Here is an 11,641-nt window from a genome sequence, read left to right on the forward strand (position 1 = left end):
CCGACACCCGATGCGCGGCCCGTGCCCGACGCGATGCGACTGGAATCCGATACCGCGACGCTGGCTGCCGGGCTGGCCGAGGCGGTCGAGGTGATGGATCGGCTGTGGCATTTCGGTGGCTGGGAATCCACCCAGACCCACGATTCGCTGCGCCCCTACCTGCTCGAGGAGACCTACGAGCTGCTCGATGCCATCCAGCACGAGGATGCCGAGACCATCAAGGAGGAGCTCGGCGATCTGCTGCTGCAGGTGCTGTTCCACTCCCGCATCGCCCAGGCGGCGGGGGAGTTCACCGTCGATGATGTGGCCGCAGCGCTGGTCGCGAAGCTGATCAACCGCAGCCCGCATCTCGGCGCCTCGCATCTGCCGCCCGACGCCGGGGTCGAGGAGAAGATCGCCGCTCAGGAGAAGGCGTGGGAGGAGCGCAAGACCGCGGAGAAGGCGCGCCGGTCCTGCATCGACGGCATCGCCATGGCTCAGCCCGCGCTGGCTTTGGCGGAGAAGGTCAGGGACCGCAGTCACCGAGCGGGCCTGCCGGAGGATCTGATTCCGCCTGCCTTGCGCATGGTCCGCCTCGGCGGTCGAGACAGCGCCGAGGAACGGCTGCGCAAGGCGACGCTCGCGTTCGCCGATGCCATTCGCGCCGCCGAAGACGCCGCCGAAGCCGATCGCGGCGCCCGCGCGCCACTCGACGCCGCCGCCTGGCGCCGGTACTGGCCGGCCATCAGCTGATCGGTCGCGTGCTGGTCCCGGCACTGTGAGCTGCGCCGCAGGCATGGTCCAAGCCATCACATCGGCGCTGTCTGTCTCGTCCGAGTCGTGTATCCACCCGCAATGACGCGACTAGGAGGCAGTGATGCCGGCGGGAATGATCGATCTCATCATGCGGCGCAGACGCGCTGTGCTTGTTCTCTTCGCGGTACTGCTCATGCTGGCCGGAGCAGGCAGTTCGACCTTGTTCGACAAATTGAAGGGCGGCGGATTCAACGATCCGGGCGCCGAGTCCGGGGTCGCGGCCGAGGTGCTGCGCGACCAGTTCGGGCAGGGTCAGCCGAACCTGGTCCTGCTGGTGGACGCGCCGGGTTCGGTCGACGATGTGGGGGTGACTGCGGCGGCGACGGCGCTGGTGCAGCGGCTGACGGGGGAGGACGCCGTCACCGGTGTTACGTCCTACTGGACCTCAGGGCAACCGCCGGCGCTGCGCAGTGCCGACGGCGCCAAAGGTCTGGTGGTGGCCACGATTCTGGGCGACGACGATGCGGTGGAGGACCGGCTCGTCGACCTGGAACCGCGCTACTCGGGTCTGCGCGATGGTCTCGACGTGCAGGTCGGCGGCTACGCCATGCTGCAACACGAGATGGTGGAGCAGTCCGAGAAGGACGCGGTGACCGGTGAATCGATCGCCTTCCCGATCACTCTGATCGCGCTGGTGCTGGTGTTCGGCAGTGTGATGGCCGCACTGCTGCCGCTGGCGGTCGCGATGGTGACTGTGCTGCTCACCATGGGCGCGATGTGGTTGCTGGCCGGGGTGACGGATCTGAACGCACTGGCGATCAATGTCGTGACGCTGCTCGGGCTGGGTCTGGCGATCGACTACAGCCTGCTGATCGTCAGCCGGTATCGCGAGGAACTCGAGGCCGGCGTCGAACCCGGGCAGGCGCTGCGCAACACCATGAACTCCGCGGGACGCACCGTGGCATTCTCCGCGGTCACCGTGGCCGTCGCACTGTCCGGACTGGTGTTCTTCCCGCTGCTGGCGGTGCGTTCGGTCGGCTATGCGGGTATCGCGGTGGCGCTGATCGCCGCACTGAGTTCGCTCACCGTGCTGCCCGCACTACTGGCGATACTCGGCACCCGCGTCGACAAGTGGCGAATCCGCCGCCGCACTACCGAATCTCGGGAACTGCACGAAGGCCGCTGGCATCGGCTCGCGATGTTCGTCATGCGCAGGCCGGGGACGGTGGCGATCACGGTGACGGTGGTGCTGCTGTTCCTCGGTGCACCGTTCCTCGGTCTGAAGCTCGGCTACCCGGATGAGCGGTCGATGCCGGAGGCGTCCTCGTCGCGGCAGGTGGCCGAAACGGTGCGCGCGGATTTCGACACCAGCGAGCAGAGCGCGTTGAGTGTGGTGCTGCCGCAGGGGGGTTCGGGGGTGCCGGAGTACGCGCAGCGGTTGTCGGCGCTGCCCGAGGTGCAGCGGGTCGACACCGTCAGCGGCAGCTACGCCGAAGGTGCGCAGGTCGCGCCGGCGACCGAGCTCAATGCCCGATTCGCCGGCGGTGACGGGGTGTATCTGTCGGTGGTGCCTTCGACCGATGACGCGACGGTGCTCGAGAATTTGGTCGGCACCATCCGTGACGTCGACGCGCCGTCGCAGGTGCTGGTCGGCGGGGTGTCCGCGGTGAGCGCCGATGCCACCGACGCGCTGATGGAACGACTGCCGATCGCGCTCGGTGTAGTGCTGACGATGATGCTGATCCTGCTGTTCCTGTTGACCGGCAGCGTCTTCCTCCCGGTGGTGGCGGTCGTGCTGAGCTGCCTGAGTCTCACGGCGACCTTCGGTGCGCTGGTCTGGATCTTCCAGGACGGACATCTGTCGGATCTGCTCGGCTTCACCGTCACCGGGACGCTGGCCTCGACCGTGCCGATCATGCTGTTCGGTGTCGCGTTCGGTCTGGCCATGGACTACCAGGTGTTCCTGTTGTCGCGCATTCGCGAGGAATACGAGCGCACCGGTGACAGCACCGTCGCGGTCGCGGTCGGGTTGGAGCGGATCGGCCGGATCGTCACCGCCGCCGCCGTTCTCATCTCGGTGGTGTTCCTCGGCTTCCTGGTCTCCGACATCACCTTCATGAAGGCGTTCGGAATCGGTCTGCCGCTGGCCGTGCTGGCCGATGCGACCCTGATCCGCGGGTTCCTGCTGCCCGCCACCATGAAGCTCGGTGGCCGCTGGACCTGGTGGGCGCCGGGACCGCTGCGGAAGTTGCACGACCGCTTCGGTATTCGCGAGAGTGCGGATACCAGCGAACCGGACCGCGATCTGGTCGGCGCATAGCGCGACGGCGGGTGTGTGAAATCCTCACGCACCCGCCGTTTTACGTGGAATCAGATATTGACGCCGTAATCGCGCGCAATGCCTGCGAGCCCGGAGGCGTAGCCCTGGCCGATGGCGCGGAACTTCCACTCACCGTGGTGGCGGTAGAGCTCGCCGAAGACCATGGCGGTCTCGGTGGAGGCGTCCTCGCTGAGGTCATAACGGGCTAGTTCGGCGCCGGTGCTGGTGTCGAGGACCCGGATATAGGCGTTGCGCACCTGGCCGAAGGACTGCCTGCGGGCATCGGCCTCGTGGATGGACACCGGGAAGAAGATATTGGTGATCGTCGGCGGGGTGGCTACCAGATCGACGTTGATCACCTCGTCGTCGCCTTCCCCTTCGCCGGTGAGGTTGTCACCGGTGTGCTCGATGGATCCCTCCGGTGAGCGCAGGTTGTTGTAGAAGACGAAATGCAGGTCCGACAGCACTTTCAGGTCGGGACCGGTGGCCAGCGCGCTGGCGTCCAGGTCGTAGTCGGCGCCGGTACTCGTCCGCACATCCCAGCCGAGAGCGACCGTGACCTTGGTCAGATTCGGGGCCTGCTTGGATAGCGAGACATTGCCGCCTTTGGCCAGTGTGACGCTCATGTTCCCCTTCCTCGCGGCGCTGACGCTCCGCCCTTGCTCACGATTATGGCCGAATGGCCGATATCGCTGCCGTCGTTCAGTTCTCGCTCTCGGCCCATGACCGTAGCGTCGCCACCCGGCCTTCCAGCGCGTGCAGTTCGGTGTCGTCGAGCACGGTGCGCTGAATGCCCTTGTCCACCGCGAATGCCGACTGGCGATGGTCGTCGATCACGGCGACGTCGATGCGCACCGCTACATAGTCGGTGGCCTCGGGCATTTCCTCCGCGATCACCTTCGCGGTGCCACGCGCACACAGCGCGACATTGCCACCGCTGAGAATCAGCAGCGCCACATCCGGGCGCACCCGTAGTCGGGCAAGCGAACCGCGATCGAACTTCAAGCTCAGCAGAATGGTCCGGTCGCCCGCGCGTACGGGCCAGGACACCGGAATCGCATGCGGCGCCGGATCGGTGGTGACCAGCACGGCGATGGTCTCGGTCGGCCACTCCGGCAGTACGGCCAGCTCGGGATGATCGGTCGAGGGGTCCTGATGCTGCGCGGGGCTGACTCCGGCTGCCATGTTCATCACCTCATGAATCGACGCGCGCGCGACTGGGCTGTGCCGCACTGGAACCCAGTTTACGGGCAGGCCCCGACAAGCCGCTCGAGATGATCGGGCCGCACACCGGATCACACGGACGATACGGCCGGGTAGGGACACCGTGATCAGGCCGGTGTCAGCGCTGCCTCGTCGGTAATGGTGAGGCCACGCGCCCATTCGCGCGCCATGTCCTTGGGCTTGATCTCGGTGGACGCGTCGTGGCGTGCGTGTTCGCCCACCTGCATCGCGCCGCATGCGGTCAGCTTCTCCGCCGCGGTCTCGCCGCCACGGTTGAAGGTGTCGCCGTAGACGGAATCGCCGAGTCCGAAGACCGCGAAACGCAGGCCGGTCAGGTCCGGCCCGCGGGCGTCCACCGCGTCGAAGAACGGTTCGGCGCCGGTCGGCAGGTCGCCGTCGCCGTAGGTGGAGCAGACGATGATGTGGAAGTCGCGCACGTCGAGATCGTCGATATCGAAGTCGGTCATGTCGTAGACCGACACGTCATGGCCGGCGAGCTCATCGGCCATGACGTCGGCGGCGGCCTCGGCCGTGCCCATCTCCGATCCGAACAGAATGACGACGCGCACGGCGACTCTCCTCCAGTCTGGGTTTGGTGAGGCTAGCCTAATGTGTCTGCCCGCTGCTGGGCAATGCCGTGCGCTCGGGTGATGCCTCGGTCGCCGCCCGGCACCGCGGCGGCCACGGCCCCATTTCGGCGTTGATGATCACCAGCGGCGCGTCCGGGCGGGGCGCGTTGGGTCAGCTGGGCGTACCCAGCGCCTGAGGCAGCATCCCAGGGTGCTCCCGCGCGGCCGTGTCGAGCAGAGCGAAGTAGCGCCGCAGCATGAGGATGGCCGTCGCGGCCAGTCCGGCGGTCAGCCCCCACCACACGCCCGCGGCGCCAAGACCGGCAGGGAACGCCAGCAGCAGGGCGGTGGGCAGGCCGACCAGCCAATAACCGATCAGCGATAAACGGAATCCGGCATTGGTGGCCTTCAGGCCGCGCAGCAGCCCGGTGCCGATGTTCTGCGCGGCGTCGAAGAACTGCAGCACGATGCCGATCGCCAGCAGAGTCCGTGCCACCTCGAGGGTCGCGGTATCGGCCGGATCGAGGAACGGACGCAACACCAGATCCGGCACCACCACATACGCGATACCGGTGACCGCGGCGACCACGGCGGCATGCCGCAATGCCAGCCACGCCAATGCCCGCGCATGATCGAACTCATCGCGGGCCACGGCGTGACTGACCAGGATCGAGGCACCGTGCGAGAGGCCGATCGCGACCTGGAACACGATGTAGATGATCTGGTAAACGACGTTGTGCGCCGCCAGTGCTGCCGGACCGATACTGCCCATGACGAGCGCGAGCACCGAGAACATGCCCGCCTCGGAGCCGTAGGTGAGCGAGATCGGCAGGCCGAGTTTCAATTCCGCCCGCACCGTCGCCCTCCGCACGGGCCACGGCCGCAGCGACAGTCCCGCGCTGAGTTCCGCATCGCGGCGCACCATCGCCCAGAACACGCCGAAGGTGAGCAGGAAGACCAGCGAGGTCGCCACACCGATGCCGGTGAGCCCGAGTGCGGGCAGCCCGGCCCAGCCGTGCATGAAGGCCAGCGCCAGCATCAGATTCAGCGCCACCGAACCCAACGTGACCAGCAGCAGGGCTTGCGGACGCTGCATACCGACGGTGTATTGCCGCAGTACCTGGAACCACAGACACGGCAGCAGACCGGGCGCGAGCGCCACCATCATCGGTCGTGCGTCGGCGAGCACACCGGTGTCCTGGCCCAGCCATTGCAGCGACCAGCCGAGCCCGACCAGCGCGACCCCGCCGAGCAAGCCGGCGACGGTCGCGATCAGGAAACTGGACCGCACCACATCACGGACCTCGCCCACCGCGGAGTCGCCGCGCTTACCCGCCGCGCTGACCGCCGACGCGATCTGGTTGCCGCTGCCCGTGATCAGCCCGACGCACATGGTGCGGATCTGGTTGAACAGCACGATGGCCAAACCGCCGGCCGCGACCTGGCGCACGCCTAGGCTGCCCATCAGGGCGATGTTCGTAGTGGAGACCGCGATCTGTGCCAACTGGGTCATGGCGATCGGCGTCGCGAGGGTGGTGAGCCGCTTGCCGTCGGCACGGAAGTCGGACAGGTTCACCGACGACCCCCGTTCGGGTCTCGCACCGACCGGCTCGATGCGGCTCCCGCTGACGATCCGGCCGTCCCGCTCCGGATCCGAGCGATCGCCTCGGCGGGCATTCGACCCGCCGCCGAGGTCGGGTGAGTGTGCCGGCGGCTCACCGTGCCTCCACCAGATGATCCCGGCGGGACGCGGGGGTGTAGCGCGCGAGCATCTCGCGCACTTCGGCTTCGGCTTCGGGGGCGAGCAGGTCGCGGGCGCGCATCCAGTCGTCGTCGAACACAGTGTCGAGATACTTCTCCCCGCCATCGCAGACAATGGTGACCACGGTGGATCCGGGCGGGAATTCCTCGAGCCTGGTCAGTGCGGCGTGCACCGAGCCTCCTGCCGAACCGCCGAGCATCAGCCCGAGTTCGGCTGCGACAGCGCGCGCCGTGGCGAACGCGGCCACATCGGTGACCTTGACGCCCTCGTCGAGCAGCGAATAATCCACGGCGGTGCCGATGGTCGCGCCAGGCGGTGTGCCGGTGCCGGACTGCCAGTACGGTCCGCCCGGCCCGCCGAAGGCGATCGAACCGACCGGCTCGACGCCGATCACCCTTGGCGCACACCCGAGCTGGCGCAGACGGGCGGCGGTGCCGAACAGCGAACCGCCGGTGCCGACCGCGGATAACAGGATGTCGACGCGCTCGACGTCGTCCAGCAACTCTTCGGCCACCGCGTAGTAGCCGACCGCATTGGCGTCGTTGTTGTGCTGTTCGGTGAAGTACGCGTCGTCCTGCGTGGCGGCCATCGCCTCGGCATGGTCCTCCCGTGCCGAGGTGGCTAGGTTGTCGTCACCGTCATCGGCGACGAACACCAGTTCCGCACCCATTGCTCGCATCGCGCGCAGCTTGTCCTTACATGCGTGGTGGTCGACCACCGCGGTGAAGCGGTAGCCGCGTTCGGCGGCAACCACCGCCAGGCCGAGCCCGGTGTTGCCGGATGTCGATTCGATGATATGCCCGCCATCGTTCAGCAAACCTCTTCGCTCGGCGTCGAGCACCATTTCGCGCGCCATCCGGATCTTGGCGGCACCGGTCGGATTGAACTGTTCGAGCTTGAGTAGCAGCCTGGTTCCGGTCGTGGTGGCCGCCAGCTCGAACAACGGGGTGCGGCCGATCAGGTCCGTCACACGCGTGACGAGCGGCATGGGAGGTCTCCTCGGTCGGTGCTGGCCCGGAGCTGTGCCGGGGAATTGATGTGTATCGGGATGTGCGGGTCTCGCTCTGCGGGGCGCGCGAAGGCGTCACGCTGCTGTGCCTGCGCGCCCCGATCGCTCACTCGGTGTCGAGTTTCCAGCGGTACCCGCCGCCGGGCGCGTCGTGCAGCGTCACCTTCGGCGGGATCGGTAATTCGTGGAACGCGGACTCGTTGGAGTCCATCTGATATCCGGCGGTGTTCGGGTAGACGAGCAGGTCGCCGGGTTCGGCGGGACGTGGCAGCGGGATCCTGCGCCAGCTGAGCATGTCGGATTCCAGACAGGTCGCGGCCCCGACGGCAGTAGGCGTGACCGTGCCCGCTCCCGGCGGCCAGAGCACCGGATCCGGCAGATACTCGCTGTCGAACCACTGCTCCGACAGGCTCAGGCTGCTGCCGTCGACGGTCAGGATGCGGTAGGGGTGTCCGTGGGCGAGCCGGGTCTTGCTGCCCTGAACCCGGAACACGGTGCTGCCCGCGCGATCGAGCAGGGCCCGGCCCGGCTCGATGGCCAGGCGAATGCCGTTCTCGCGCAGGCGGCCCGCCAAGCCGTCACTGTCGAGGATCGCGGTGAGCATGGCCGGACCCGGTTCGGCACAGTGGTATGGGTAGTAGGTGTCGAACTTCTTGCCGGTGTGGAACCAGCGCCGGCTGGCTTCATCGGTGAACTCGGACCACGCTTCGGGCGCTACATAGTCGACGCCGAATCCGCCGCCGATCGAGATCGTGCTCGCCGGATGGCCGAGCGCCCGGGCGTGCAGGCAGCGCCGGGCGAGGTCGGCGGCCAGTTCGGCGCGTGGCACCGGATCGTAGCCGGACAGGTGGAAGCTGAAGCCCTCCAGCCGCACCGAGGGCATGGCCGTCGCAGCATCCACGGCGTGCTCGAGTTCGGCGTCGGTCATCCCGAATCGGCTGGCCGAGGCGGGCGGAAGCACCCGAAGCAGCACCCGCACGGCGAAGCCGAGTGCGGCGATCCGCGCGAGTTCGCCGATGCTGTCCACTGCGATCAGCGCGCCGTGCCTGGCGGCCAGCCACAGCAGGTCATCGGACTTCTCCGGTCCGGTCACCATCAGCTCATCGCCGCGAACGCCCTGTGCCAGCGCTGCCGTCAGCTCGTGCGTGCTCGCCACGTCGACACCCGCGCCCTGCTGCGCGCAGGCTCGTACCACACTCGCGGCCTTGTTCGCCTTCTTGCCGAAGTACACGAACCCGTCGACGCCCGCCCGCGTGAACGCCTCCTGGAAGCCACGGATATTGCGGGCGACTCGAGCCGGGTACATCAGGTGGAACGGCCCACCCACCGCGAAGGCGATGTCGCCCAGCAGGTTCGGATCCGCCATCACCCGCCGTTCCCACTCGTCGCGGTGAGCCGGCAGCGCCGTTGCGGTGATGCCGCCGGATGTGCCGGTCGATCTCGGTATGTCGAGGCGCCGGTCAGCGATGTCCGGGTTCGGCTCGACGGGCACCTGTTGCTGAGGCTCGATGAGTCGAGGGGGCGGGTTCGCCGGTGTTGTGGCGCCTGGCGTACCAGTCGAATTCGTCGCTGTGTCGCGGTACCCGAGATGGTCGGCCGAGAGAGGGTCGGTAGTGGTCTGCTCCGCCGGGTTCGCTGCTGTTGTTCCCGGGTGCTGGTCGGTCGCCGCGCCGATCGGGCGCGGTGCAGGTACTCCGGGTGGCATCGGCACCGCGGCCGCGTGTGCAGGGTCGAGCTCCATCAATCCCACAGCGGAACCTCCGTGCCCCGTCCCTCCGCGATGGCACGTTCGGCCAGGGCGTGCGCGACCGCGATATCGGTGAGCACCAGACCGCTGTTGTAGACGAAGATCCGCTCCTCGTCCGAGCGCCGTGCCACCGCACGCCGGCTGAGGATCTGCGGGAGTTCGGCGTCGACACTGCGCAGTACGCCGTTCGGGCCTGCCATATCGGTGCCGGTCACCGCCATCTGCGCCGCACTGGTGGCGACCACCCGGTCGGCATCGCCGAGCGTCGAGGGTGCCAGCCCGTACCCTACGAGCACCGCGACCGAACCCGCCTTCAGATCACCGGATTCGAGCGCGACCTCGGTACCGGGACCCGCCGTCGCCAGCACAACGTCCGCCGCAGCGGCGGCCTCACGTGGATCTGCGACGGTTTCCAGCATAGCGTGCGGATGATGCTCGGCCAGATGCCGGTGCACGGCCTCGATGCCCTCGGGATGGGTCCCGTACAGCATGAGCTTGCGCAGTCCCGGGTTCGCCGCGAGCAGGTGCGGCAGGGCATTGCGGCCCTGGGTTCCGGTTCCTATGAGCAGCACGGTATCGGCGTCGCGGCGCGCCGTTTCGCGCACGAGCAACGCCGATACGGCAGGCGTGCGCAGCGCACCGACCCGCGCGCAGTCCATCATCGCGATCGGCGCACCTGTGGTGTCGTCGTAGAGGGTGATGGTGGTGTAGTAGCGCTTGGTGCTGCGGTCGTGGCCTGGATCGAACTTGTAGGAGGTCTTCATCGCGACCACCCGGCGCCTGCCGTCGCGCCCGAGCATGGCGTAGGAGACCGACCAGCCGTCCGGGTTGGCGACGCTCAACTTGCGTGGATTGTCCGAATCTCCCGCCGCGAAGGCGAGATACGCGTCTTCCACCGCCCGCACCACGGCCGACGGCGAGATCGGCACGTCGGCGAGATCGCTTCGGCTCAGCACCCGCAGTGGGGTGGCTCGATCACGCGTGCTCAAAGGATCCTCGATCATCTGCTGTGCCGTCCCGCTCTACATCCGCCGGAACCGTTTCCGGTCCGGCCGCCCGGAATGGGCGGACCAAGTGCTGTCCGTATCCATTCTCTCCGGCCTCGGCGCTACGGCGGCGTCGTTCGGGTAACCGGATGTTCACTCGTTTGAGCCAGCGGTCGGTGCCGTCGTAGCGGGCGGTGAACGGCACCCGGCCGTGCACGGCGACGTCGTTGTCCACCAGCAGGAGTTCGCCGGGCTCGAGTGCGGCGGTCACGCACACGCGTTCGAGTTCGTCGGTGAGGTGGGCGTAGGCGTCGCGGAACTCGGGATCGGCGTGCTCGAGCGGGGTGTAGGCGGGGTCGTAACGCATGGTCAGATCATCGGTGCGGCAGCCGTTTTCACCGGAACTCCACAGTGTGGGCACCGGTGTCGCGGTCGCGCGATCGTAGCCGCAGCCGTAGGAGACATCGGGCAGGATCGGCAGCAGCGGCGTGCTCAGCAGTCGCCGTTGCCGCGCGCTCACATCGACCTGACGTACCGAGGAAACAGTGGTGCCGACACGGTCGGGATTACGCAGGCACGACAGCATCAGTAAATGGGCACGGCCGGGATGGAAGGCGTCCTCTGTGTGCGGGCTGAGCAGGGTTTTGCTGCTGGCGCCGGATTGTTCGTGCTCATGGCCTGCCGCGGGGACGATGTTGTTGACCAGCCGTCCGTCCTGCTGGCCCTGCCAGCCGAACGGTTCGCCGGCGGACCTGGCCAGCAGCAGCATGACGATATCGAGTTCGAGCGAACACGACTGCGTACTCGAATCCCCGCTCCACAGTGCGGCTTCGCGCCAGCTGGGCGGGGTCGGACCGCATTCGGCGTCGTCGAGCGGCAACCGGCTGACGACCGTCGCGCCTGCCGAGGTCGCGGGCGCGCGCATGGCGTGGCGTACCACAGCGGGTAACTCATGGGTGCGAGTTTCGACCTGCTCGACGAGCGCGGGCGCGGAGAGCGTGCGCGCAGCGCCGTGCGCCGAGGGGCCGAGTGTGGCGTAGATCGCACGCGCCAGCTCGCGCACCGCGCGTCCGGCGGCGGGGGGGAGCTCGCGTCGTTCGATCATCTGGGGGTGAAGCGTCTTACGTTCGGGGAGAACGCTTTTCACCAGGGTATTCCCTTCTTCGCATCGGGTCGAAAAGCGAGTGGTGACGATTCGAACTGCGAAGCTAGTGCTTCCCTCGAGCTAGAGCAAGGCTTACCTAAGTCGGGCATTTGGATAGCGATGTAGCATAACCGGGCCGAGGCGC

The 11,641-nt window shown here is 67.7% G+C and carries 10 protein-coding genes; 2 read left to right on the forward strand and 8 right to left on the reverse strand.

The window, feature by feature from the left end; all coding sequences use genetic code 11:
- Positions 1-33: 33 nt before the first annotated feature.
- Both GV792_RS12660 and GV792_RS12665 read left to right on the forward strand, forming a co-directional pair.
- Positions 34-732 carry a MazG family protein gene (locus GV792_RS12660; protein ID WP_163824352.1) on the forward strand — a complete coding sequence of 233 codons (699 nt, stop codon included), beginning with the start codon at positions 34-36 and terminating at the stop codon, positions 730-732.
- A gap of 124 nt (positions 733-856) precedes the next feature.
- Positions 857-3,055, forward strand: a complete 2,199-nt coding sequence (locus GV792_RS12665; protein WP_163824285.1) for an MMPL family transporter — start codon at positions 857-859, stop codon at positions 3,053-3,055.
- A gap of 50 nt (positions 3,056-3,105) precedes the next feature.
- On the opposite strand, the gene GV792_RS12670 is transcribed toward GV792_RS12665, so the two are convergent.
- The 8 genes from GV792_RS12670 to GV792_RS12705 all read right to left on the reverse strand — a co-directional run bounded on the left by GV792_RS12670 (position 3,106) and on the right by GV792_RS12705 (position 11,499).
- On the reverse strand, positions 3,106-3,681 hold the full coding sequence (locus GV792_RS12670; protein WP_163824286.1) for a TerD family protein: 576 nt from the start codon (positions 3,679-3,681) through the stop codon (positions 3,106-3,108).
- A 76-nt stretch (positions 3,682-3,757) separates the two neighbouring features.
- Positions 3,758-4,240 (reverse strand): hypothetical protein, encoded by a 483-nt coding sequence (locus GV792_RS12675; RefSeq protein WP_163824287.1) that lies wholly within the window; start codon positions 4,238-4,240, stop codon positions 3,758-3,760.
- Positions 4,241-4,386: 146 nt separating this feature from the next.
- A complete protein-coding gene (locus tag GV792_RS12680) occupies positions 4,387-4,848 on the reverse strand; it encodes a flavodoxin domain-containing protein (RefSeq protein ID WP_163824288.1) in 462 nt (153 codons plus the stop codon).
- Positions 4,849-5,020: 172 nt separating this feature from the next.
- Entirely contained in the window at positions 5,021-6,424 is a 1,404-nt protein-coding gene (locus tag GV792_RS12685) for an MATE family efflux transporter (protein ID WP_163824289.1), read from the reverse strand.
- A gap of 139 nt (positions 6,425-6,563) precedes the next feature.
- The gene (locus GV792_RS12690; RefSeq protein WP_163824290.1) at positions 6,564-7,598 is read right to left on the reverse strand and encodes a PLP-dependent cysteine synthase family protein; all 1,035 of its coding nucleotides are present in this window, start codon (positions 7,596-7,598) and stop codon (positions 6,564-6,566) included.
- Between the two features lie 127 nt (positions 7,599-7,725).
- Positions 7,726-8,985, reverse strand: coding sequence for an alanine racemase (locus GV792_RS12695; protein ID WP_218579976.1), 1,260 nt, complete (start codon positions 8,983-8,985; stop codon positions 7,726-7,728).
- 374 nt (positions 8,986-9,359) lie between these two features.
- Positions 9,360-10,370, reverse strand: a complete 1,011-nt coding sequence (locus tag GV792_RS12700; protein WP_175583016.1) for an ornithine cyclodeaminase family protein — start codon at positions 10,368-10,370, stop codon at positions 9,360-9,362.
- On the reverse strand, positions 10,342-11,499 hold the full coding sequence (locus tag GV792_RS12705; RefSeq protein ID WP_309138529.1) for a TauD/TfdA family dioxygenase: 1,158 nt from the start codon (positions 11,497-11,499) through the stop codon (positions 10,342-10,344). The genes GV792_RS12700 and GV792_RS12705 overlap by 29 nt, the downstream gene beginning before the upstream one ends.
- Between the last annotated feature and the right edge of the window lie 142 nt (positions 11,500-11,641).

The sequence above is a fragment of the Nocardia cyriacigeorgica genome (assembly GCF_010868145.1).
GTDB lineage: Bacteria > Actinomycetota > Actinomycetes > Mycobacteriales > Mycobacteriaceae > Nocardia > Nocardia cyriacigeorgica_D.